The following is a 22,119-nucleotide window of genomic DNA, read 5'->3' as shown; positions in this document are numbered from 1 at the left end:
GTTAGTAATTTTGCCATGAGCACGCCGGACAAGGAAGTCGAACTCAAGCTCGAGCTTGAACCTCGCGCAGCGGAGGACCTGAAGTTCTCCGGGGCTGTCACAGGATTTTCCTCCGGCACACCCTCAACAAAGCAACTCACGTCGATCTATTTCGACACGGCGGATCTTCGGCTGCACAAGGCCAAGATTGCCGCGCGGGTGCGCAAATCCGGGCGGCGCTGGATCCAGACGGTCAAACTCGGCAAGCCGCTTTCGGGTGGCCTGTCCTCCCCCATCGAGATCGAGACAGACGTCAGCGGTCCGCAGTTCCAGCTGGATCAGGTCGCCGATGACGATATCCGCCGCCAGATCGCGGACTGCACCGGCGGGGCGGAGCTTGTTCCCTGTTTCGAGACGGTGATGCAACGCACCCAGCGCGACCTCACGCGGGAAGATGGCACCATCATCGAAGCAGCGCTGGACATAGGCGAGATTGTTGCCGGAGACAAACGCCAGCCCCTTTACGAGCTGGAGCTGGAGCTCAAATCCGGGGGTATCGCGCCGCTTTATGAGGCCGCACTGGCGCTGACGGGCAGCCATGCCTTCCGTTTTTCGCCGATGAGCAAGGCAGAGCGCGGCTACCGGCTGTTCATCCGGCAAGACGAGGCCCCAAGCAAACCCGGCGCCATCAGCCTTGCCGCCACGATGAGTGTGGAAGACGCCTATCAGCATATCCTGCGCTCCTGCATCGACCAGATTTCGGCCGCCCGCATGGTCTGCCTGACCAGCACGGACAACGAGGGCCCGCATCAGTTGCGCATTGGGTTCCGGCGGCTGCGTACCGCTTTCAAGCTGTTCCGCCCGGTCCTTGATCCGCGCCGCACCGGCGCACTGGACCTGCAGGCAAGCCGCTTTGCTGCCGCAGCCGGGGCCCTGCGCGATCTCGATGTGCTGAGCGATGAGATCACCGCCCCTCTCGCATCCCATGCTCCGGAGGGCATCAACATTCCGCTGCTGCTGGAACAGCTTGGCAAGGACCGGCAGGCTGCGCGGCAGGGCCTGAAAACGGAACTGGCAAGCACGGTCTTCAACAGCTTCCTGCTGGAAATTGGCAGCTACTGTGAGACGGCGGGCTGGCGTAAAGAAGAGGATACGCGTCAGGCGGAGCAGCTCGGCGAACCTGTTATTTTCTTTGCCAGCGAAGCAATAGGCAAACGCTGGCGCAAGGTGCAGAGTTATGGCCGGCGGCTTGACACGCTGTCGCGGACCGAGCGGCACGACATGCGCAAGGCTCTGAAAAAGTTCCGTTATGGCTTGGAGTTTTTCGCCAGCCTGTTCCCCAGCGAAGCGCGCAAGACCTTCCTCAAGCAGCTTAGAAAGCTGCAGGACGTCTTCGGCTATCTCAACGATGTCGCCATGGCCGAACGGCTGGCCTCTCTCTCCTGGCTCCGGAAAGACAGTGCGGGCGGCCTCCCTTGCCGCGGCGTCGGGTTTCGTCCTTGGATGGCATGAAGCGCAGGCCCGGACAGCCTGGCCCGAGGCCCGCAGCGGCTGGAAGGAAGCCAGCAAGGCAAAGCCCTGCTGGACCCGCAAGAAGAACTGATCAGCTGCGCACCACCAGCTCCATCCGGTCTGCAGCTACACGGCTGCGGGCATATTGCACCGGACTGCCCCCGGATCGTCATTGATCACTTCCATCACCATCACGGGCGAGCCGAAATCAATTCCCAGCTGCCGGGCGTCTTCAACCGTGGCGCGTTCAGCATAGACCCGTGTTTCGCGGCGGACATACCCCCAAGCCCTGCCCTGGTGAAACACTGGGTGAAGGAGCCTGTCTCTGCGAAATCAGCAGCAAGGCCAGGAAACCGGGCCAGTTCACACCAGCTTGTGCCAGCCAAAACCGGCACATCCCCTGACATCCGCAAGGTCTCTATCCGCTGCAGAGGTGTTCCAGCCGGCACTTCCAGTCTCGCAGCAAGGAGTTCATTCGCCCCCTCTACACCCGCTCCCGTCAGGCGTCCGCCCGGCGCGTGGCCTTGCCCGGCCAGAATTTCGGAGAACCGCGTCTGCCGTGAGATCGGATAGCTGACTGAACGCCCCGCAAAGAAGGTTCCACGCCCCTGATCTGCTCGAAGCAGTCCTTCATGCGTCAGCACCGAAATAGCGCGCCGGACCGTATGCCGGTTCACGCCGAATCGGGCTGCCAGCTCCATTTCTGGCGGCAACTGCATGCCTGACACGAACCTGCCAGCGGCCGCCTCAGTGCGGATCCACTCGGCTATCTGACGCCAGACGGCAATCCCTGTTCCCCGGTCCAGCGGTCCAAACCCGGTCATTCAGCGCCCCCTTGCCACGGCGTTGCTTTGCCGCTCAGCTCAATGTATACAAGTAGACAAATTCAACAAACACTCATCAGCCCTTACCCGTCCGGCAGGGCATTGCAGTAATTACTTATGACGCGGTGAAAAGCAAGTTGATCCAAGGCAACCTATGGGACAACCTTGCAAAAATATACGCGCATTGACTGTATGCGCAAACAGGAATCTGATCCATGGCGATTCAAGGCGTTTCCCACATGACTTTTATCTGCCGTGACATCACAAAAATGGCCCGAATCCTCACGGAGGTCCTTGGCCTCAACGAGGTTTACTGCAGTCGCGGCGCTGGATTTTCGTTATCTGCGGAGAAATTCTTTGTATCCGGGGATATATGGATCGCCGTCATGCAAGGCGAAAGCCTGCCAGAGCGCAGCTACAATCACATCGCCTTCAAGGTGGATGATGCGGAGATCGAGCCAGCAATGGAGCGCATCCGCAGCCTTGGGCTTGACGTCAGGCCGCCTCGGCCCCGCATTGCCGGTGAGGGCCGGTCGGTGTACTTCTATGACGAAGACAACCATCTGTTCGAGCTTCACTCCGGCACATTGGAGGAGCGGCTCGCCGCCTATGCACGCCACACCGGAGCTGAGGACGGCAACATCTCTGTCACATAGCCTACATGCGCCAGCCTTAGTTCTGGCCATTGCTTCTTTTATCCAGCCCTCCGATTCTTGAGACAAGACGGCCTTCCCCGATGCGTTACGCTATCTACTACACTGCCCCCGCAGACAGTCCTTTGACCCGGCTCGGTGCCGCGTGGCTTGGACGCGACGCGGTAGACGGCAAGGCCTTGCCTCAGCCAGAGATACCCGGCCTCACGGTTGAGGATCTGGCCACCCTGACGGCGGACCCGCGCCGCTACGGCTTTCACGGCACTTTGAAGGCGCCGTTTTCCCTTGCCGCCGGGGCTGACGAACAGGCGCTGCGCGTTGCGTTCCGCAGCTTTTGCAGCCATGCGGCTCTCTTCACCATTCCCGGTCTTTCCGTCACCCGGCTTGGCCGCTTTCTGGCATTGACCCCACAGCCTGCAAGCGCTGATCTCAATGGCTTCGCCGCAGCCTGTGTCGAGGCTTTTGAACCCTTCCGGGCACCGCTGAGCGAAGCCGACATGGCCCGCCGTCTTGCCGCAAACCTCTCACCCAGCCAGCAGGAGCTCCTGCAGGTCTGGGGCTATCCGTATGTTTTCGAGGAATTCCGCTTTCACATGACCCTTTCGGGGAAGCTGGAAGAGGACAGCACCATGTCTGCCCTTGAAGCGGCTGCCATGGATCACTTTGCCGGGGTGACGGACCGCCCCCATCAGATTGCCAGCCTTGGTCTTTTTGCCGAGCCAGAACGCGGCGCGCCATTCCGAGCCGTCGAAATCCTGCCCCTCACGGGATCCACAGGCCCGCAAGACCCCAACCTGCGCCAAATACCCGTTTCCGCCGGGAGCCCGAGACAATGACAAACATCACGCACAGCTTCACCAACGCCCGCCTCGTTCTGCCTGACAGTGTCATCACCGGCAGCCTGGAGGTGAAGAGCGGCACGATCAGCGCCATAGATGACGGCGGCCTCCCGGCTCATGGGCATGATTGCGAGGGCGACTTCCTGATCCCCGGATTGGTGGAACTGCACACGGACCATCTGGAAACGCACTACTCTCCACGGCCCAAGGTGCGCTGGAATCCGGTTTCCGCGGTGCAGGCCCATGACGCTCAGATTGCCTGCGCCGGCATCACCACGGTGTTTGATGCCCTGCGCGTCGGCATGGATGCGGAAGCGGAACTGAATGTGGACGACATGCGCGCACTCGCTGGCGCGATCGAAAGCGCACAGTCGGAAAAACGCCTGCGTGCCGAACATTTTATCCATCTGCGTTGTGAGGTTTCAGCCCCGGACGTGATGACCGCCTATGAGCATTTCAGCAAGGATGCACGCGTGCGGCTCATGTCGCTGATGGACCACACGCCCGGTCAGCGGCAGTTCGTTTCCATCGAGATGTACCGCGTCTACTACCAGACAAAGAAGAACTTCACCGAAGAACAGATGGAAGCCTACATTGCCATGCGGCAGGCCGTTGCGGACAAGAATGCCCCGCAGCACCGCAAGCTGCTGGCAGCTTCCGCCCGTGAGCGCGGCATCCTTCTGGCCAGCCACGACGATGCAACCGTGGCGCATGTGGACGAGGCCGTCAGCCTCGGCACCGGCATTGCCGAGTTCCCGACCACGCTTGAAGCCGCCCGCGCCTCCCACGCGGCCGGCATGGGCGTGCTGATGGGCGGGCCGAATGTGGTGCGCGGCGGCTCTCACTCCGGCAACATTTCCGCAAAGGCACTGGCCGAGGACGGCTGCCTCGACATCATTTCCTCCGACTATGTGCCCGTGTCCATGCTGCAGGCCGCGTTCCATCTTGCAGGAGAGGTCGAGGGCATCTCGCTGCCGCAGGCGATGGCGATGGTGACAGCCACCCCGGCGCGGATGGCAGGCCTTGCCGACCGCGGCCGCCTGGAGACGGGTCTCAGGGCCGATCTGGTGCAGGTGCGGCTGGTAGGCAATGTGCCGGTTGTGCGCGGCGTCTGGCGCGAGGGACGGCGCGTCGCCTGAGGCTGGCGGACCACACACAGCCGGGCCATTTACGGAGCATGCAATGAACAGCGGGATACAACAGCATCAGACAGATGGCGGTACGGCCATGCTCGGGCCGGGCAGGCTGGTGCTGGTGGTTGGCCCCAGCGGCGCGGGCAAGGATACGCTGATGAATGCCCTGCGAGACAGCCTTGAAGGCGATCCAGCCTACATCTTCGCACGGCGCCTCATCACCCGGACGAAAGACGGGGCGACGGAAGATCATGATTCCATCAGCAGCGCCGAGTTCAACTCCCTTTGCAGCAAGGGCCGTGTTGCCCTTGCCTGGGAGGCGCATGGCCTTGGCTATATCCTGCCGGAGAGCATTGATGACGGCATCCGCGCCGGTCACACGGTGATCGCCAATGGCTCACGCCAGATCCTCAATCAGGCGCGCCGGAAATACGCCTCGCTGATCATCCTGCTGGTCACCGCACCCATCGACGTGCTGGCCGGGCGGCTGGCGGCGCGCGGACGCGAAAGCCGGGAAGAGATCAGCCGCCGCCTCAGCCGGGCCGACATCGACATGCCAAACGTGCCCGGCGTCATCCGCATCGACAATTCCGGCAGGCTGGAGGACAGCCTTGCCTCTATGCGCAGGGCCCTTGGCCTGCCTGCCGCAGCCAGCTGACGCCGCTTTTATTTCCTCAAGGCTGAGGCTGGGATTCCGAACCCGGCTCTTCCGGGAGCACCTCGCGCCCTTCCGGCACGCCCGGCCCCGACGACCCCAGGAAGCCGGACGGCAGCCCGAAGCCCTGCTCCAGAGCCTTCAGCACGCTCTGGTCACTGACCTCGCCATCCAGAACCTTCTGCACATCGATCTGCACCTTGCCGCCAGAGGTCTGGCTGATGAGGTCATTGGCAACAGTTCCCAGCGCCTCATCCGGCTTGACCTTGAGAAGCTGCACCAGTTCGCCGCCCACCTGCTGCAACTGTTCATAAGCTGCCTGCGGGTTCTCCAGAATGCCCTGAATATCCGGGTAGATCTGCGGCCGGTCCCAGGAGCCCCGGATAACGACCGGCACGCCGAGCGCAGCCATCGTCTTGGATTCCCCTTGGCCCGCGGTGTCGGCGCAATGCCCTGAAGGCTGGGGACGATCTGCGGCTCCACCCGCCAATCGAGCATCCGGCCCGGCATGTCGGTGGTGCCGCTGCCCGTCATCTGGATCAGCGGACCGGCCAGTGCAAGATCCTGGTTGACGGCAACGCCATTACTGATCTGGAAGGAGGCAGTCAGCGTGGTGAAATCGGTCCGCGCCTCGCTGGACTGCTGCCAGCCCAGCAGCGTGCGGGACGCAACATTACGCACCATATCCGGAAGGTTGACCCCGAGAATGGCACCGTTGAGAACCTCAACCTTCGCTTCACCGCCAAGATTGCCAATCAATTCCGCTTCGCTGCTGCCGCGCGTGTTGATGTCATAGGAGAAAAAGCCCGAACCATCGAGCCAGGAAATACCCGTGGCATCGCGCAGCAGATCACGTGCCCCGACCTTGGACAGGGTGAAGGCAGATCGGATCTGCGGCTGGCGGTTGCCGCCTTCGACCGTCAGCGTCCCCTTGCCTTCGCCGCCATAAAGCGAGACCTGCTGCAGATCTGCGTTCAGAACGCCATCGGCAATGACCACTTTGAGGGCGCTATTACCGAGCTTGAATCTGTCCCAGTTGATCGACTTGGCCGTCAGCGTCAGATCGGCATCAAAGGCGGCAAGTCCGCCGAAATCGACCGGAGCATTACTCCAGCCCTTCGCGGCCTTGGCGCCGCCAGACGGTGCTGCAGCACCTCCAGCGGGTTTGGCATTGGCAGGTGCCTGCGCCGGGCCCGTGCCGAGATAGGGATCAAGCGGCAGGCTTTCGAGCACGAGCGAAGCCGTCAGTTTCGGAACCGCCCCGAAGACGAGACTGCCCTCACCGCTGCCGCTGATGCCGTCCAGCGTGAAGGCCGTATTGCGGAAGGACACCCTATTGTCCCCGGCGGCAAACGCACCCGCCACCCGGAACGGGCCAAGGCCTGCGCCCGGCGCAAGCGGACGGCCCAGCCAGGACAACAGGTTGCGCAGGCTCTTCGTTTCCACGAAGACCGAGCCGTCAACGCCGCCGGACAATGAAGCAGAGCCCTCGAACCCGGCGCCCCCTTGGCACCTTCCAGACGGATATCAACGGGAGCCGGAAGACCTGCCAGCAGAATGGCCGGGGTGGCAGCCCCCTTCAGGGCGAAGGCCTCTCCCCGCCAGCTCAGTCCGCCAGAGACGGTGACAGGTTTGTCCAGCCCGTCGAAACTCACCTTGGCATTGATGCCGCTGATCTGGTTGGCGCTTTCATCGCCGCCCGTGGCAGCGGCAAGATCAAGGCCGGTGACCGTGCCGCCCGCGACCGAGACAAGGCCAGACAGTTCCAGCGACCCCAGCAGAGAGGGCGCATCCGCCCCTGAAGCGGCAAAGCGCAGATCCGTGCCAAACTCACCCGTGGCCGGGAAGGAGAGGTTTGCCAGCCTCAGCGCATCCTGCAAGCTGCCGCCCGAAGACTGGACACGCCCTTCAATACGAGGGGCATTCCCGGTCAGGTCCGCATTGAGAGACAGCGCAAGTTTGAGCGCACCAAGGGCTGCCATTCCATCCTGCAGGACAATCTGGCGCGTATCGCCTGCGACACGGCCCGCGAGCGAGACTTCGCCACTGTCCTGCGCACCTTCGGCGCCGGAAAGCGCCGTAATGGCAGCCAGAGAATCGGCCTTGCCGTCTACAGCCAGATCCACAGCCAGCGGCGACAGGCCGAGCCCGCCCTCCACGTTGACTGTCACCCCGCCCGCCTTGGCCATCAGATCGATTGCGGCCGTCTCTCCGGCCACAAGTTTCAGGAGGCTCGCCACCTGTGCGTCGAGCAGAACGGATTGGCCATTCCAGATGGCGCTGACATCCAGATCAGCCTGCTTATCAAGCCCGGGCATCGTGAAACGACCGTTGATATCGGCCAGTTCCTGCCGCGTCCCGCTACGCTCGTCCGCATAGACAAGGCGCCCGCCGCGAATCTGAACGTCGTCGAAGCCGACACGGGCCAGCGCACCCAGGTCCCGCGCTTCCTGCGGCGCACCGTCAGGAAGTGTCTGAGCGGGCGCTGGCGCTGGCTGCTCGCCGCCCTTGCTTTCGAACTGGGTAAAGACGCCCTCGATGCGTTTCATCGGCTTGCGTGGCGCCCAGGATGTGCGGCCTTCACCATCGACCAGAAGGTTGAACTCCGGTGTTTCAAGGGCAATGCCGGTGACCTGAATGGCGCCGCCGAAAAGAGCTCCCCAGCCAAGTTCGAAGGAAATGGAACCCGCACGGGCAAATTCGACACCCCGGGCGCCGGCCTCACCGGACAGCCCGACATCTTCCGCGCTGAGATGAAACGCCGGCAGAAGGGAAATGGATACCGGGCCGTCAATGCGCAGACGCAGGCCGGAGGCGGCCTCCACCTCCTGGATCACCCGTGCCTTGATGGCATCTTTCGGCAGCACCATGGGCACGATGACCACAGCAGATGCCATGAGCACAGCCACGATGCCTGCCCCGATCACAAGCCGCTTCATCCCAGTCTCCCCGAATACCGAATCGGACCGAGTTTAGGACAAAGCGTGTCAACAGCGTGACCTTGAAACGCAGAACAGCGTAATTCTTATGCCGGGCCACACCAGCTCTACCAGTTTCAAGTAGACCGGATTGCAAGACTAGACCGTCAGGTGACGGCGCACCTCCGTTTCGTCCAACTCGCTGCGCAGCCCCGCCATCACCACCTCACCCCGGTCCATCACAGCAAAACGGTCGGCAAGGTCGCGGGCAAATTCGAAATACTGCTCCACCAGAATGATCGCCATGGTGCCCTGATCGCGCAGCCACTCGATCGCCCGGCCAATGTCCTTGATGATGGACGGCTGGATGCCTTCGGTCGGCTCGTCCAGCACCAGAAGCTTCGGCCGCATGACGAGAGCGCGGGCGATGGCCAGCTGCTGCTGCTGCCCGCCGGACAGATCACCGCCCCGGCGTGCCAGCATGTCCTTCAACACCGGAAACAGCTCGAAAATGGTCTCCGGGATGGTCCGGTCGCGGCGGGCGAGCGGGGCATAGCCGGTTTCCAGATTCTCCTTCACGCTCAGAAGCGGAAAGATCTCGCGGCCCTGGGGCACGACGGCAATGCCAAGCCGTGCCCGGGCATGGGGCGCAAGGCGCGAGATATCCTGTCCCTGCCACAGGATGCGCCCACCGCTGACCGGCTGCTGGCCCGCGATGGCACGCAATGTCGAGGTCTTGCCGACGCCGTTGCGGCCCATCAGGCAGGTCACCTTGCCCGCCTCCGCCTCAATGGATACGCCTTTGAGCGCCTGAGCCGCGCCATAGTGAAGATCAATCTTTTCAACGCTCAGCATGGTCTGCTCCATTTCACCCGGCCAAGAGGCGGGGCCTTCATCGCGCTAGAATTCCTCTGCCCCTTGAGGAGAAGGAACGCACTCTCCTTTTGCCGCAGTGCCCTCTCCCCCTTGAGGGGAAGAGGAAGGGGAGCCTTGGTCAGGCCGGAGGAAACACAGCCCCCTCACCGCCCCAGATAGACTTCCACCACCCGCTCGTTCGAGGACACGTGGTCGATCGAGCCTTCGGCCAGAACTGAGCCTTCGTGCAGCACCGTCACCTTGACGCCCAGCGCACGGATGAAGCTCATGTCGTGCTCCACCACCACCACCGAGCGGGTCTTGTTGATGTCCTTGAGCAGCTCCGCCGTTTCGGCCGTTTCAGCGTCGGTCATGCCAGCTGCGGGCTCATCGACCAGGAGTAGCTGCGGCTCCTGCGCCAGAAGCATGCCGATTTCCAGCCACTGCTTCTGGCCATGGCTGAGATTGGCCGCCAGCTCGTTGCGGCGGCCACCCAGCCGGATCAGTTCCAGCAGCTCCTCGATCCGTGCCTTTTCCTTGCGCGACAGCACATGGAACAGCGTCGAGAACGGCCCGCGCGGAGCCTTCAGCGCCAGTTCCAGATTGTCCTGAACCGTGTGGCTCTCAAAAACCGTCGGCTTCTGGAATTTCCGGCCAATGCCAAGCTCGGCAATATCGGCTTCGTCCAGTTGAGTGAGGTCGGTCTGGCCGCCGAAGAACACCTCGCCCGTATCGGGCCGGGTCTTGCCGGTGATCACGTCCATCATCGTGGTCTTGCCCGCGCCATTGGGGCCGATGATGGCGCGCATTTCGCCCGGCGCGATGACGAAGGACAGGGAATTGAGAGCGCGGAAGCCATCGAAGGAGACGCTGACACCATCCAGATAGAGAAGGCTCGTTTGACGGGTCATGGCTTCACTCCGCCGGTTGCGGCGTACTCACGCCAGTAGATTGAGGGCCGGATTGAGTACCGGATGAGGAGGTGTCCTGCGGCTTGCGGCGGCCCGCGATCTTTGCCCGCATCTGGGCCGCAAGGCCGGTGATGCCCTTGGGCAGGAACAGTGTCACCACCACAAAGAGCGCACCGAGGGCAAAGAGCCAGATTTCTGGCAGCACGGCGGTAAACCAGGTCTTGCCGTAGTTGACGAGCACCGCGCCAATGATCGGCCCGTAAAGCGTGCCGCGCCCGCCGACCGCCACCCAGATCACCACCTCGATGGAATTTGCCGGGGCAAATTCGCCCGGATTGATGATGCCCACCTGCGGCACGTAGAGCGCACCGGCAAGGCCCGCCATCATGGCCGAAACGGTCCAGACGAAGAGCTTGTAGCGCTCCACCTTGTAGCCGAGGAAACGGGTGCGGCTTTCCGCATCGCGCACTGCCACCAGCACCTTGCCGAGCTTGGAGCGGGTGATGGAACGGGCGAGCAGGAAGGACACGACCAGCGCCAGACCCGAGGCAAGAAACAGTCCAGCGCGGGTGGCATCGGCTTGTACGGAGAAGCCGAGGATATCCTTGAAATCGGTCAGCCCGTTGTTGCCGCCAAAGCCCATGTCATTGCGGAAGAAGGCGAGCAGCAGCGCATAGGTCAGCGCCTGCGTGATGATCGACAGATAGACACCCGACACCCGCGAGCGGAAAGCAAACCAGCCGAAGACAAAGGCCAGCACGCCCGGCACCAGCAGCACCATGAGCATGGCAAAGGGGAAGCTGTCGAAGCCGTACCAGTACCAGGGCAGCTCCTTCCAGTTGAGGAACACCATGAAATCCGGCAGCACCGGATCGCCATAGACGCCACGCGGGCCGATCTGGCGCATCAGATACATGCCCATGGCATAGCCGCCGAGGGCGAAGAAGGCCCCGTGCCCCAGCGAGAGAATGCCGCAATAGCCCCAGACGAGATCCACCGACAGCGCCAGAAGCGCATAGGTGAGATACTTGCCCATCAGACTTACCGCGTAGGTGGGCACATGCAGCGGATGATTCGGCGGCAGCAGCAGGTTGAGTGCGGGCACCGCCAGAATGATGGCACCTGCAATGAGGAGGAACAGCGTGGCCTGCCGGTCGAAGGCGCGGAGAAGAAAATGGGTGATCATGCGTCAACTGCCCGGCCCTTGAGAGCAAACAGCCCCCGTGGACGCTTCTGGATGAAGAGAATGATGAAAACGAGCACAAGGATCTTGCCGAGCACGGCCCCGGCGTAGGGCTCCAGGAACTTGTTGACGACACCCAGCGTCAGCGCGCCCACCAGCGTGCCCCAAAGGTTGCCCACGCCGCCGAAAACCACGACCATGAAACTGTCGATGATGTAGCCCTGCCCGAGGTTGGGTGACACGTTGTCGATCTGCGACAGGGCGACACCGGCAATTCCGGCAATGCCGGAACCAAGGCCGAAGGTGAGCGCATCAATCCAGGGTGTGCGGATGCCCATGGAGGCGGCCATGCGGCGGTTCTGCGTGACGGCGCGGGTGTAGAGGCCGAAAGGCGTCTTCTTCAGCACCAGCATCAGCCCGGCAAAGACCAGCAGTGCAAAAACGACGATCCAAAGCCGGTTATAGGTGATGGTCATCTCACCCAGCTGGAAGGCGCCGGACATCCAGTCCGGATTGCCCACTTCGCGGTTGGTTGGCCCGAAGATGGAGCGCACCGCCTGCTGCAGCATCAGCGACAGGCCCCAGGTGGCCAGAAGCGTTTCCAGCGGACGGCCATAGAGGAACCGGATGATGCCGCGCTCAATGGCCATGCCGATCAGCCCCGTCACCAGAAAGGCGAGCGGCAGGGCTATGAACAGGGACATGTCGAACAGCGCCGGAAAGCTGGTGCGGATCACCTCCTGCACCATGAAGGTGACATAGGCGCCAATCATCACCATCTCGCCATGCGCCATGTTGATGACGCCCATCACGCCGAAGGTGATGGCAAGGCCGATGGCGGCCAGCAGCAGAACCGAACCGAGCGACAGCCCATACCAGATGTTCTGCGCGCCATCCCAAAGAGCCATGGTCTTTTCGATGCGCGTGATGCCGGTCTGTGCCGCATCGCGCAGGGCTGGCGATGTCTTTGCGTCCCCGGTCACCGCCGTCAGCACGGAGAGGGCATCGCGCCCGCCAGCAGAGGCGATCATGTCCACCGCCGCAAGCTTCTCCGGTTCCGGCGCATCACTGACGAGGATCGCGGACGCATGGGCCTGTTCCATCGCCGCCTTCACCGCCGGATCGGTTTCGGCGGCCAGCGCCGCTTCCAGCAAGGGCAGTGACTCCGCATCGCGCGCCTTGAACACGGCACCAGCCGCTGCAAGCCGCACTGCCGGATCGGGTGCGCGCAGTGTCAGCCCGCCCAGAGCCGAGCGGATGGTGCGGCGCAACCCGTTATTGACCTTGATCTTGGTGACTTCACCCCCGCGACCGTACCCAGCGCCCCGCCGGTCAGCGGATCGGTCAGGGCAAGGCCGGGGCCCGCTTTCGTGCCGATCACGGCCATGCCGTCGCTCTTGCGCACGTAAAGATCACCGGACGACAGGGCTTCCAGTGCCGGGGCAACGGCCGGATCACCGGTGGCGGCCAGCGCGCCCACCTGTGCCTCGGTTTCCTTGAACCCGCCTTCGCCCAGCTTGTTCACCAGCGGCCGCAGCGCGTCCGTGGATTGCGAAAAGGCTGGCTGCTGGACTGTGGCGAAAATCACCAGTGTCAGCAGACAGATCATGAGGCGTTTCAGAGACATGGGCGTCACCTGGCTGGAAACAATCATGGCAGCGGGAGGCTGTAGCTCCCGCAGCTACCCCTCCCCCAAAGAGGGAGAGGAGCGTTAGCATCTTTCGAAACATGCGGACCTTGCTGCGTGAGAGCCGGTTTCCGGGGGCGTTTCAGCCCTCTCCTTTTGCCGCAGCGCCCATCTCCCCCTTGAGGGGAGATGTCAGCGCAAGCTGACAGAGGGGGTGGCAACGCTTCAGCACGGCGGAACCTCTCTTCAAAACGGAGAGTCAGTTACCCCCTCTGCCCCCTGCCGGGGGCATCTCCCCCTCAAGGGGGAGAGGAGTTGGAGCCCTGACTGGCAGTCCGTTGCAAATGCTGTCCCACGCAGTGAGGGGTGAGGGGCGGCCCCGCCCCTCATTGAAAGCCGTCTCACATCAGCTGCCGGAGCCGCCGCACTTGCCGGTCTTCACGTTGAAGTTTCCGCAGGAGAGCGGGGCGCGCCAGTCGGCGATCAGGTCCTTGGAGCCTTCCAGGAAGTCGGACCACTCGTCACCCACCACGAGGCCCGGGGTTTCCCAGACGGTTTCGAACTGACCATCTGCCTGGATCTCGCCGATGAGCACCGGCTTGGTGATGTGGTGGTTCGGCATCATGGCCGAGTAGCCGCCGGAGAGGTTCGGCACGGACACACCGACAAGCGCATCGATGACCGCATCCGGATCAGTGGTACCGGCTTTCTCGACCGCCTTCACCCACATGTTGAAGCCAATGTAATGGGCTTCCATCGGATCGTTGGTCACGCGCTTTTCGTTGCCGGTATAGGCGCGCCAGCTTTCGATGAACTCCGCGTTGACCGGCGTATCGACGGACTGGAAGTAGTTCCAGGCGGCCAGATGGCCGACGAGCGGTGCGGTGTCGAGACCGGCAAGTTCTTCCTCACCCACGGAGAAGGCGACGACCGGAATGTCTTCTGCCTTGATACCGGCGTTGCCGAGTTCCTTGTAGAAAGGCACGTTGGCATCGCCGTTGATGGTGGAGACCACGGCGGTCTTCTTGCCGGCCGAGCCGAAGGCCTTGATGTCGGACACGATCGTCTGCCAGTCGGAATGACCGAACGGCGTGTAGTTGATCATGATGTCCTCTTCCTTGACGCCCTTGGACTTCAGATAGGCTTCAAGGATCTTGTTCGTCGTGCGCGGGTAGACATAGTCGGTGCCCGCCAGCACCCAGCGCTCCACGCCTTCCTCGTTCATGAGGTAATCAACCGCCGGGATAGCCTGCTGGTTGGGGGCTGCACCGGTGTAGAACACGTTGCGCTGGCTCTCCTCGCCCTCGTACTGGACGGGGTAGAACAGGATCGAGTTCAGCTCCTCGAACACCGGCAGAACGGACTTGCGCGACACGGAGGTCCAGCAGCCGAAGACAGCCGAAACCTTGTTGACGGAAATCAGCTCGCGGGCCTTCTCGGCAAAGAGCGGCCAGTCAGATGCAGGATCAACGACAACCGCCTCCAGCTTCTTGCCCAGCACGCCGCCCTTCTTGTTCTGCTCCTCGATGAGGAACAGCATCGTGTCCTTCAGCGTCGTTTCGGAGATCGCCATCGTGCCCGACAGCGAATGCAGGATGCCGATCTTGATCGTCTCCTCGGCCAGCGCGCCGCCGATCATGGTCGAAGTCATCAGGCCCGCCACCACGAACCCTGCCATACGGGAAGTCATCCTGGTCATCATCTGCTGTTCCCCTTGATTTTAGCCCGTCCCGGTCATCCGCCGGGATCACCCCATCTGGAAGCGGTGCGCCGTCTGGATTGTCTCCGCTCATCCGGCCTGCCGCCTGCGGCCGCCGCTGGCTGCCGTCTGAAGGGGATCGTGCGGCTTCATGCGGCAGCGCAACATACGTCGATTGACGTAGCCCCTGCGTCAGCCTTGCAGCCTGCCTTCCCGTTGGGCAGCGCCACGGGAAAAACCGGCATGATCCCTGCTAGGTACAGGTGAACTTGCAAGGACCAGGGCGGCATCCGGAGCTTTTTCGGGAATGCGGGGACGGCAAACTGCCCAATGAATGGGCAGACGCCTAAATAGGGGGCCCCTGAATGACAGCGCGTCAGCGCATCCTGCCGGTGCGCCGGCATTACAATCAATGGGTCAACAACCAGACCCTGGAAGACTATGCCCTGCGGTTTACGGCCAAGAGTGCCCGGCGCTTTTCCAGCCGCGCCATTGCCCATACGGCCAGCGGGGCGATTTCGTTTCTGGCGCTGGAGGCAATCGGCGGTGCCATCACCCTGTCCTATGGCACGGCCAATGCCTTTGCCGCGATCCTGGCAGGCTGCGCGGTGCTGCTGCTGGTGGGCTGGCCCATTGCACGCTACGCCATGCGCTACGGGGTGGACATCGACCTTCTGACGCGCGGTGCTGGCTTCGGCTACATCGGCTCGACGCTCACCTCCCTTGTCTATGCCAGCTTCACCTTCATTCTCTTCGCCATCGAAGCGTCGATCATGTCGAGCGCCCTCGACTATGCCTTCGGCATCCCGCTTTGGATCGGCTACATCCTCAGCGCTGTAGCCGTCATCCCTCTGGTGACCCATGGCATTACGCTGATCAGCCGCTTCCAGTTGCTGACCCAGCCCTTCTGGATCATCCTCAACATCCTGCCCTTCATCTTCATCGCCTTCACCGACTGGCAGGCGGTGGGTGTGTGGCTCGGCTTTGCGGGTATTGATCCGGTCTCGGGCGTTCCCCGGGAGGCTTACTCCAATCCGGTGGACATGCTGCAATTCGGCGCTGCCGCTGCCGTGGTGCTGGCGCTGATGGCGCAGATCGGCGAGCAGGTGGACTTCCTGCGCTTTCTGCCAGCGAAAGAAAATCTCTCGCCCTGCGCCGCCTCGGCCTGTTTCTGGCCGGTCCCGGCTGGGTCGTCATCGGCCTGCCGAAGCTGCTGGCAGGCTCCTTCCTGGCCGTGCTGGTGCTGTCCTCCGGCATTCCGGCAGGCGAGGCCGATCAGCCCTCGCGCATGTATGCGGTGGCATTCGGCTACATGCTGCCCTCAGAACAGGCCGCCATCCTGCTCATGGCCGCCTTCGTGGTGGTGGCGCAGCTCAAGATCAACGTGATGAATGCCTATGCCGGGTCGCTCGCCTGGTCGAACTTCTTCTCCCGTCTCACCCACAGCCATCCGGGCCGGGTGGTGTGGGTTGTTTTCAATGTCGGCATCGCCCTTCTGCTGATGGAACTTGGCATCTACGAACTTCTGGAGGAGACGCTGGGCGTCTTTTCCATCATCGCCATGGCCTGGCTGTCCTCGATTTCCGCCGATCTCTTCATCAACAAGCCGCTGGGCCTGTCACCGCCCGGCATCGAGTTCAAGCGGGCCCACCTCTATGACATCAACCCCGTGGGCACCGGCGCTATGGGCGGGGCGGCCCTGATTGCGCTGCTGGCGCATTACGGCATTTTCGGCGTCACGGCGGCAGCCCTCGCCACCTTCATCGCCTTCGTGCTGCCTTACGTCTTTGCCCCGCTCATCGCCTGGGGCACGAAGGGCAAGTATTATCTGGCCCGCAAGCCCCGCCGCCATTGGCAGTCCCGCAGCGCCATCAGCTGCTCGGTCTGCGAAAACCCGTTCGAGCCGGAAGACATGGCCTATTGCCCGGCCTATCAGGTGCCGATCTGCTCGCTCTGCTGCACGCTGGATGCCCGTTGCGGCGACAGTTGCAAGCCGAAGGCGCGCCTCACCTATCAGACCAGAACAGTTGCAGCCGCCGCATTGCCTGCCTGGGCCATGGAACAACTCGGAACCCGCCTTGGCCGCTACCTCACCACCTCGGCACTGGTGATTGCAGGCATCGGACTCATCCTCACCATCATCTATAACCAGTCGATGGTGCACAGCGTGGAGGAAAGCCTCGCACCGGGGCAGATTATCGCGCTGATCTTTGTAGTTTTCGCCATCGCCGCCGGCATCGGCGTCTGGTTTCTGGTGCTGGCCCACGACACGCGGCGGGTGGCGGAAGAAGAATCCGCCCGCCAGAACACGCTGCTGCTGCAGGAAATCGAGGCGCACCGCAAGACGGACGCCGCACTGCAACGGGCAAAGGAAGCGGCGGAAGCGGCCAACCACGCCAAGAGCCGCTATGTCATCGGCCTCAGCCACGAATTGCGCACGCCGCTCAACGCGGTTCTCGGCTATGCGCAGGTGCTGGAGCGGGACGAGGCCATCCCGCGTGAGCGCAAGGCCAGCATTCAGGTCATTCGCCGCAGCGCAGAGCACCTCTCCGGCCTGATCGACGGCCTTCTCGACATTTCCCGCATTGAGGCAGGCCGGCTTCAGGTCAGCACGGACACGGTCAACATCCACGAATTCCTCGACCAGATCGTCGCCATGGTGCGGCTGCAGGCGCAAGCCGCCGGGCTCAGTTTCGATTTCTCCCGCGCGCCGAACCTGCCAGCGCTGGTGCGCACCGACGAAAAGCGGCTACGCCAGATCCTCGTCAACCTGCTGTCCAACGCCATCAAGTTCACGGACAAGGGCAAGATCACCCTGGACGTGGCCTACCGCTCGCAAGTCGCCACCTTCCGCATCACCGACACGGGCCGGGGTATTGCGGCTGAGGATCTGGAGCGGATTTTCGAGCCCTTTGGCCGTGGCAGCAGCGAAGCCGTGCACCGCACGCCGGGACTTGGCCTTGGGCTGACCATCACCAAGCTTCTGGCGCAGACGCTGGGCGGCTCCATCGACGTCACAAGTGAGCAGGGCAAGGGCAGCACCTTCACCGTGCGGCTGATGCTGGCGGCGCTCAACGGTCCCGCGCCTGCCCTTGCCGCCGACCGGCTGGTGCGCGGCTATGAGGGGCCGCGCCGCTCCATCCTCGTTATCGACGACAATGGCGACCACCGCGCCCTCATGCGCGAGATGCTGGCGCCACTCGGCTTCATCGTCCTGACAGCGGAAAACGGGCAGGAAGGCATAGACCTGACGCTGGAGCTGCAACCGGATCTGGTGCTGGCCGACATTTCCATGCCCGGCCTCAACGGCTGGGAAGTGGCAGCGGCCCTGCGCCATCGCGGCTACAAAGGCCGCATTGTCATGCTCTCGGCCAATATCGGCGACACGGCCCTGCGCCCGACCGGAGAGCCTGCGCACGACGACACGCTGGCCAAGCCCGTGGACATGGCCCAGCTTCTCGATCGTCTCGGCCGCCTGCCCGGCCTTGTCTGGCGCTATAGTGCCCCTGCTCCATCTGCGCCGGAACAGCTGGTAGTCCCTTCCCTACCCGCCGCTCCGCCTCAGGTCGAAAAACAGCCAGAGACGACGCCTGCCGTCCATGCCAATCCCGGCGCCAGTCACCTGCGCGACCTGATGGACCTTGGCGATATCGGCTATGTGCATGGCATCGAGGCAAAGCTGAGCGAGCTGGACCGGGAAGTGGGCAATGGCCCACTGGTGACGGCCTTGCGCGAACGGCTGGAGCAGTTCGATTTTGCCGGCTACAGAGCAATCCTGGAAGAGGTCCAGCCCCATGACTGAGAGCATGACTGAAGCACCCGGCCAGCGCGATATCGTTCTTGTGGTGGATGATTCCCCGAAACTCTCGGCTTCCTGACCAAGGCGCTGGAGGCATCCGGCGTGACCGTTCTGGTCGCCACATCCGGCACGGCGGCCCTGACAATCGCGCGGCGGATCACGCCGGACATGGTGCTGATGGATGCGGTGATGCCGCAGCCGGACGGATTTGAAACCTGCCGGCAGCTGAAAGCAATGCCGGAACTGGCCCATGTTCCGGTAATCTTCATGACCGGCCTCAGCGAAACCGAGCATGTGGTGCATGCGCTGGAGAGTGGCGGCGTGGATTTTCTCACAAAGCCGATCAACCTCGATGAGTTGCAGGCCCGCATCCGCGTGCATCTGGCCAACGCACGGCAGGTGCAGAGCGCCCGCATCGCGCTCGATGCCGCCGGGCGTCACCTGATGGCCGTCGCCTCCACCGGCAGCCTGAAATGGGCAACGCCCCAGGCTCGCACGGCGCTCAATCAGTTTGCCGGGCGTATGGAAGGCGATGTGCCATCCCTCATCAGCCAGCATCTGGGCTCCTGGCTTGGAAGCCTTGCTCAGGCAGGCGGAAGCCGGACCACTTCCTTCATGGGAGCGCCGGGGCAGAAGCTTGATTTCACCTATCTGGGCGCCGTCGGTCCGGATGAATATCTCTTCCGCCTGACGGGCGGCGACGAGGCCGGCCAGACCGATGGCCTGCGCACCCGTTTCGGCCTCACCGCCCGCGAGGCGGAGGTTCTGCTTTGGATTGCCCGCGGCAAGGCCAACAAGGACATCGGCGAAATCCTCGGCCTGTCGCCGCGCACGGTGAACAAGCATCTGGAGCAGATCTACGTGAAGCTCGGCGTCGAAAATCGCGCCTCCGCCGCCGTCAAGGCAGCAGAGGCCATGAGCGCGCTTTAGCAGCGCGATTGCCGCGCGGCCCTGTCTGGACTAGAGAAGCCATCACTTGCAGGCGCGAGGGCGCCAAGGGCAAGAGAAGGTGACAGCTGATGATGTTCGACAAGGCTCCCGAAACGCTGCTGAACGTGCTGATGGTGCTCGATTATGTGGGCGTTGCCGTCTTTGCCGTAACCGGTGCGATCGTCGCCTCGCGCAAGGGGATGGACTTCATCGCCTTCCTGTTCTTCGCCACCATGACCGGCGTTGGCGGCGGCACGCTGCGTGACCTCATCCTTGGCGTGCCCGTGTTCTGGACCAAGTCGGAAGGCTATCTGCTGGTCTGCTTCGGTGTCAGCGTGCTGATGTGGTTCGGGGCGCATATCGTCGAAGGCTGGGGCAAGCCGCTCCGCTGGGCCGATGCCATCGGGCTTGCTGCCTATTGCGTGATGGGGGCTGCCAAATCCATGGCGGTCGATCACATGCCCGTCGTGGCCGTTCTGCTTGGTGCCTCGACTGCCACTTTCGGCGGCATCCTGCGCGATGTGGTGGCCGGAGACCCGACTGCCATTGCCAAGCCGGAGATCTATGTCACTGCCGCCTTCACCGGCGCTGCCGTCTTCGTCATCCTGACGCTCGTTGGCTTCTCGCTCTGGCCCGCCGCCATCATTGGCGCTCTTGCGGCCTTCATCATCCGTGGCGGCGCCATTCTCAGAGGCTGGACGCTGCCGGGCTATTCGGCGCCAAAATCCTGACGTTTTGCGCCGTCCTCAGGCAGCGCGGCTGTCCGGGCCAGGAAGGGCGCGGGACGGAGAGGACTGCTCGGCCTCAGCCCGCAGCTTGTCGGCTTCCTTGTGCCACTTGTCAGCCTCGGAGCGCTTGACACGTGCCTCGCGCCGCCAGCGGCCCTGCTTTGCCCAGGCTCCAAGCCCGCCGATGAAAATGCCCACCAGAATGGCGGCAAAAATCACCCAGAACAGCGGCACGCCGGTGAGCGTCAGGCGCGGGTCCTGCGGATCAAAGGGGTTGAGCGAGAGATTGACCCCATGCCTGTTTGCCACCGAAAGCGGCACAACCACCAGAGCGATGGCAACGAGGATCAGGTTCTTGAGAAACCGGGTCACGGGCCCTGCCTTCTTCAGGAAGCATGCCCTGCGAAACAGGTTCGCCTGCAATGCTCCAAATTTTCAATCTTGTGCCGTTCCGGCGTAGAGCCTTGCCTCTGGCCTCACTGAAACGGCCCTCACAGCGGAGCGGTCAGTCTTCGTCGTCGTCGCCGTCTTCACCGTGATCGACGCCATCATTCAGGCGCTCGCGCATTTCCTTGCCGGTCTTGAAGAAGGGAACGTATTTCTCGTCCACCTCGACCTTCTGCCCGGTGCGCGGATTGCGGCCGACGCGGGCTGGGCGGTTTTTGACGGAAAAAGCGCCGAAGCCGCGCAATTCCACGCGGTCGCCCCGCATCAGCGCCTCTGTGATTTCGTCAAGGATCGCGTTGACGATGTTCTCGACGTCGCGCTGATAGAGATGCGGGTTCTGCTCCGCGATGCGCTGCACTAGCTCGGATTTGATCATTCCCCGCTCCCTTGTTCCTGACCAACCGGCACACCCACTGGAGCGTGCCAAACAGAGACGAGCCCGTCAAGCGTAAGGCTCGGAGAAATCAATCCCTTAGCCTCTGAAACGCCTCCAATCAGCGCCTTGACGGCTCCTTCACCGATCCCTTGAGACATTCGTGCTGCAAATGGCAGGCGGCTGCTCTCATCCGGCACCTTCCAGGTGACGACCGGCAAGTCCTTTGCAACACCCTTTTCCTTTTCAAGCCAGGCAATGGCCGCATCCTCGCCGCCAATGGCATCCACCAGCTTGCGCTCCTGCGCCCGGAATCCGGTGACGATACTGCCGTCGGCTACGGCGCGGGCCTCTTCCGGGCTCAACTTGCGCCTTTCGGCCACCAGTTTCACAAACCAGTCGTAGCTGTCGCCAACCAGAAGCGCCAGCATGTCACGGGTCTCGGACGAGGGTTCGGAATAAAAATCGGGCTCAGCCTTCATGGGCGCGCTTTTCACCGCATCCATCTTCACCCCAACCATGTCCATCAGCTTTTCGGCATTGCCGAACTGGAACAGGACGCCGATCGACCCGGTGATCGAGTTGTAGCGTGCCACGACATGATCACCCGCCAGTGCCACCATGTAGCCGGCCGACGCGCCGACCGTGCGGATTTCAGAAACGACAGGCTTCTTCTTCGCCAGTTCCCGCAGGGCCAGATAAAGCGCCTCGCCACCTGTGGTGCTGCCGCCCGGCGAATTGATGGAAATGATCACACCGGCGACGTTCTTGTTCTCGCCGATCTCGCGGATCAGCTTGAGCTGGTCCCGGTCCTCCAGGATCACGCCTTCGACCGGAATGCGCGCGATATGCGGGCTGCTGCGCTCGGCATTGAAACCACCGCCAAGGGCAACGAGACCCGAAACGAGGGCAACGGCCAAAATCAGAAAGGCTGCAACGCGCCAGAACACGAGCTTGCGGCGGAGCCTGCGGCGGTCGGTTATGGCTTCGGCATCCAGGGACATCGGTCACGCTCCACAGTCAATGGCCTTCATGGCTACACAGGCCAAGCTGT

At 62.8% G+C, this 22,119-nt stretch carries 18 protein-coding genes and 2 pseudogenes; 8 read left to right on the top strand and 12 right to left on the bottom strand.

Features of this window, described 5'->3' with window-relative positions:
• The first annotated feature begins 15 nt into the window (after positions 1–15).
• Positions 16–1,491, top strand: coding sequence for a CHAD domain-containing protein (locus ACQB61_RS21025; RefSeq protein WP_430514201.1), 1,476 nt, complete (start codon positions 16–18; stop codon positions 1,489–1,491).
• Between the two features lie 191 nt (positions 1,492–1,682).
• Here the strand turns inward: ACQB61_RS21025 and phnF are convergent, their stop codons facing one another.
• Positions 1,683–2,315, bottom strand: a complete 633-nt coding sequence (phnF, locus tag ACQB61_RS21020; protein ID WP_430514200.1) for a phosphonate metabolism transcriptional regulator PhnF — start codon at positions 2,313–2,315, stop codon at positions 1,683–1,685.
• A gap of 215 nt (positions 2,316–2,530) precedes the next feature.
• Between phnF and fosX the strand changes: the two genes are divergently transcribed.
• The 4 genes from fosX (at position 2,531) to phnN (ending at position 5,598) form a co-directional block, all read left to right on the top strand.
• On the top strand, positions 2,531–2,971 hold the full coding sequence (gene fosX / locus ACQB61_RS21015) for a FosX/FosE/FosI family fosfomycin resistance hydrolase (RefSeq protein ID WP_430514199.1): 441 nt from the start codon (positions 2,531–2,533) through the stop codon (positions 2,969–2,971).
• Positions 2,972–3,051: 80 nt separating this feature from the next.
• A complete protein-coding gene (locus ACQB61_RS21010) occupies positions 3,052–3,804 on the top strand; it encodes a DUF1045 domain-containing protein (RefSeq protein ID WP_430514198.1) in 753 nt (250 codons plus the stop codon).
• A complete protein-coding gene (locus ACQB61_RS21005) occupies positions 3,801–4,946 on the top strand; it encodes an alpha-D-ribose 1-methylphosphonate 5-triphosphate diphosphatase (protein WP_430514197.1) in 1,146 nt (381 codons plus the stop codon). Before ACQB61_RS21010 ends, ACQB61_RS21005 begins: the two co-directional genes overlap by 4 nt.
• 43 nt (positions 4,947–4,989) lie before the next feature.
• Entirely contained in the window at positions 4,990–5,598 is a 609-nt protein-coding gene (phnN, locus tag ACQB61_RS21000) for a phosphonate metabolism protein/1,5-bisphosphokinase (PRPP-forming) PhnN (RefSeq protein WP_430514196.1), read from the top strand.
• A 16-nt stretch (positions 5,599–5,614) separates the two neighbouring features.
• Here the strand turns inward: phnN and ACQB61_RS20995 are convergent, their stop codons facing one another.
• The 8 genes and pseudogenes from ACQB61_RS20995 to urtA all read right to left on the bottom strand — a co-directional run bounded on the left by ACQB61_RS20995 (position 5,615) and on the right by urtA (position 14,779).
• Complete coding sequence (locus ACQB61_RS20995; protein WP_430514195.1) at positions 5,615–5,782, bottom strand: hypothetical protein; 168 nt, start codon at positions 5,780–5,782, stop codon at positions 5,615–5,617.
• Complete coding sequence (locus tag ACQB61_RS20990; protein WP_430514194.1) at positions 5,737–6,927, bottom strand: AsmA family protein; 1,191 nt, start codon at positions 6,925–6,927, stop codon at positions 5,737–5,739. Before ACQB61_RS20990 ends, ACQB61_RS20995 begins: the two co-directional genes overlap by 46 nt.
• The gene (locus ACQB61_RS20985) at positions 6,840–8,534 is read right to left on the bottom strand and encodes an AsmA family protein (RefSeq protein ID WP_430514193.1); all 1,695 of its coding nucleotides are present in this window, start codon (positions 8,532–8,534) and stop codon (positions 6,840–6,842) included. The genes ACQB61_RS20990 and ACQB61_RS20985 overlap by 88 nt, the downstream gene beginning before the upstream one ends.
• A gap of 138 nt (positions 8,535–8,672) precedes the next feature.
• The gene (gene urtE / locus ACQB61_RS20980) at positions 8,673–9,368 is read right to left on the bottom strand and encodes an urea ABC transporter ATP-binding subunit UrtE (protein ID WP_334252017.1); all 696 of its coding nucleotides are present in this window, start codon (positions 9,366–9,368) and stop codon (positions 8,673–8,675) included.
• A 164-nt stretch (positions 9,369–9,532) separates the two neighbouring features.
• Positions 9,533–10,279 carry an urea ABC transporter ATP-binding protein UrtD gene (urtD, locus tag ACQB61_RS20975; protein ID WP_430514192.1) on the bottom strand — a complete coding sequence of 249 codons (747 nt, stop codon included), beginning with the start codon at positions 10,277–10,279 and terminating at the stop codon, positions 9,533–9,535.
• Between the two features lie 4 nt (positions 10,280–10,283).
• On the bottom strand, positions 10,284–11,465 hold the full coding sequence (gene urtC, locus ACQB61_RS20970; protein ID WP_430514191.1) for an urea ABC transporter permease subunit UrtC: 1,182 nt from the start codon (positions 11,463–11,465) through the stop codon (positions 10,284–10,286).
• A pseudogene (urtB, locus tag ACQB61_RS20965) lies at positions 11,462–13,089 on the bottom strand (urea ABC transporter permease subunit UrtB). The gene urtC and the pseudogene urtB overlap by 4 nt, the downstream one beginning before the upstream one ends.
• A gap of 406 nt (positions 13,090–13,495) precedes the next feature.
• Positions 13,496–14,779, bottom strand: a complete 1,284-nt coding sequence (gene urtA / locus ACQB61_RS20960; protein WP_430514437.1) for an urea ABC transporter substrate-binding protein — start codon at positions 14,777–14,779, stop codon at positions 13,496–13,498.
• Between the two features lie 374 nt (positions 14,780–15,153).
• On the opposite strand from urtA, the pseudogene ACQB61_RS20955 reads away from it, so the two are divergent.
• The 3 genes and pseudogenes from ACQB61_RS20955 (at position 15,154) to ACQB61_RS20945 (ending at position 20,248) form a co-directional block, all read left to right on the top strand.
• Positions 15,154–18,590 (top strand): annotated as a pseudogene (locus ACQB61_RS20955) (ATP-binding protein).
• 99 nt (positions 18,591–18,689) lie between these two features.
• On the top strand, positions 18,690–19,517 hold the full coding sequence (locus tag ACQB61_RS20950; protein WP_430514190.1) for a response regulator: 828 nt from the start codon (positions 18,690–18,692) through the stop codon (positions 19,515–19,517).
• A gap of 89 nt (positions 19,518–19,606) precedes the next feature.
• Entirely contained in the window at positions 19,607–20,248 is a 642-nt protein-coding gene (locus ACQB61_RS20945; RefSeq protein ID WP_430514189.1) for a trimeric intracellular cation channel family protein, read from the top strand.
• A gap of 15 nt (positions 20,249–20,263) precedes the next feature.
• Here ACQB61_RS20945 and ACQB61_RS20940 read toward each other — a convergent pair whose 3' ends face one another.
• The 3 genes from ACQB61_RS20940 to sppA form a co-directional block, all read right to left on the bottom strand.
• The gene (locus tag ACQB61_RS20940; RefSeq protein WP_430514188.1) at positions 20,264–20,617 is read right to left on the bottom strand and encodes a DUF1049 domain-containing protein; all 354 of its coding nucleotides are present in this window, start codon (positions 20,615–20,617) and stop codon (positions 20,264–20,266) included.
• Positions 20,618–20,750: 133 nt separating this feature from the next.
• On the bottom strand, positions 20,751–21,068 hold the full coding sequence (locus tag ACQB61_RS20935) for an integration host factor subunit beta (RefSeq protein ID WP_019966013.1): 318 nt from the start codon (positions 21,066–21,068) through the stop codon (positions 20,751–20,753).
• Positions 21,065–22,069, bottom strand: coding sequence for a signal peptide peptidase SppA (gene sppA, locus ACQB61_RS20930; RefSeq protein WP_430514187.1), 1,005 nt, complete (start codon positions 22,067–22,069; stop codon positions 21,065–21,067). Before sppA ends, ACQB61_RS20935 begins: the two co-directional genes overlap by 4 nt.
• Positions 22,070–22,119: the final 50 nt, after the last annotated feature.

Source organism: Pannonibacter phragmitetus (assembly GCF_050510895.1).
Taxonomy (GTDB): domain Bacteria; phylum Pseudomonadota; class Alphaproteobacteria; order Rhizobiales; family Stappiaceae; genus Pannonibacter; species Pannonibacter phragmitetus_B.
This window is presented reverse-complemented; position numbering and strand designations above follow the sequence as displayed.

Excerpts from the sequence above, each read along its gene's own strand:
- ACQB61_RS21025 (WP_430514201.1), top strand. The coding sequence starts at position 16 with ATGAGCACGCCGGACAAGGAAGTCGAACTCAAGCTCGAGCTTGAACCT.
- phnF (WP_430514200.1), bottom strand. The coding sequence starts at position 2,315 with ATGACCGGGTTTGGACCGCTGGACCGGGGAACAGGGATTGCCGTCTGG.
- fosX (WP_430514199.1), top strand. The coding sequence starts at position 2,531 with ATGGCGATTCAAGGCGTTTCCCACATGACTTTTATCTGCCGTGACATC.
- ACQB61_RS21010 (WP_430514198.1), top strand. The coding sequence starts at position 3,052 with ATGCGTTACGCTATCTACTACACTGCCCCCGCAGACAGTCCTTTGACC.
- ACQB61_RS21005 (WP_430514197.1), top strand. The coding sequence starts at position 3,801 with ATGACAAACATCACGCACAGCTTCACCAACGCCCGCCTCGTTCTGCCT.
- phnN (WP_430514196.1), top strand. The coding sequence starts at position 4,990 with ATGAACAGCGGGATACAACAGCATCAGACAGATGGCGGTACGGCCATG.
- ACQB61_RS20985 (WP_430514193.1), bottom strand. The coding sequence starts at position 8,534 with ATGAAGCGGCTTGTGATCGGGGCAGGCATCGTGGCTGTGCTCATGGCA.
- urtE (WP_334252017.1), bottom strand. The coding sequence starts at position 9,368 with ATGCTGAGCGTTGAAAAGATTGATCTTCACTATGGCGCGGCTCAGGCG.
- urtD (WP_430514192.1), bottom strand. The coding sequence starts at position 10,279 with ATGACCCGTCAAACGAGCCTTCTCTATCTGGATGGTGTCAGCGTCTCC.
- urtC (WP_430514191.1), bottom strand. The coding sequence starts at position 11,465 with ATGATCACCCATTTTCTTCTCCGCGCCTTCGACCGGCAGGCCACGCTG.
- urtA (WP_430514437.1), bottom strand. The coding sequence starts at position 14,779 with ATGACTTCCCGTATGGCAGGGTTCGTGGTGGCGGGCCTGATGACTTCG.
- ACQB61_RS20945 (WP_430514189.1), top strand. The coding sequence starts at position 19,607 with ATGATGTTCGACAAGGCTCCCGAAACGCTGCTGAACGTGCTGATGGTG.
- ACQB61_RS20935 (WP_019966013.1), bottom strand. The coding sequence starts at position 21,068 with ATGATCAAATCCGAGCTAGTGCAGCGCATCGCGGAGCAGAACCCGCAT.
- sppA (WP_430514187.1), bottom strand. The coding sequence starts at position 22,069 with ATGTCCCTGGATGCCGAAGCCATAACCGACCGCCGCAGGCTCCGCCGC.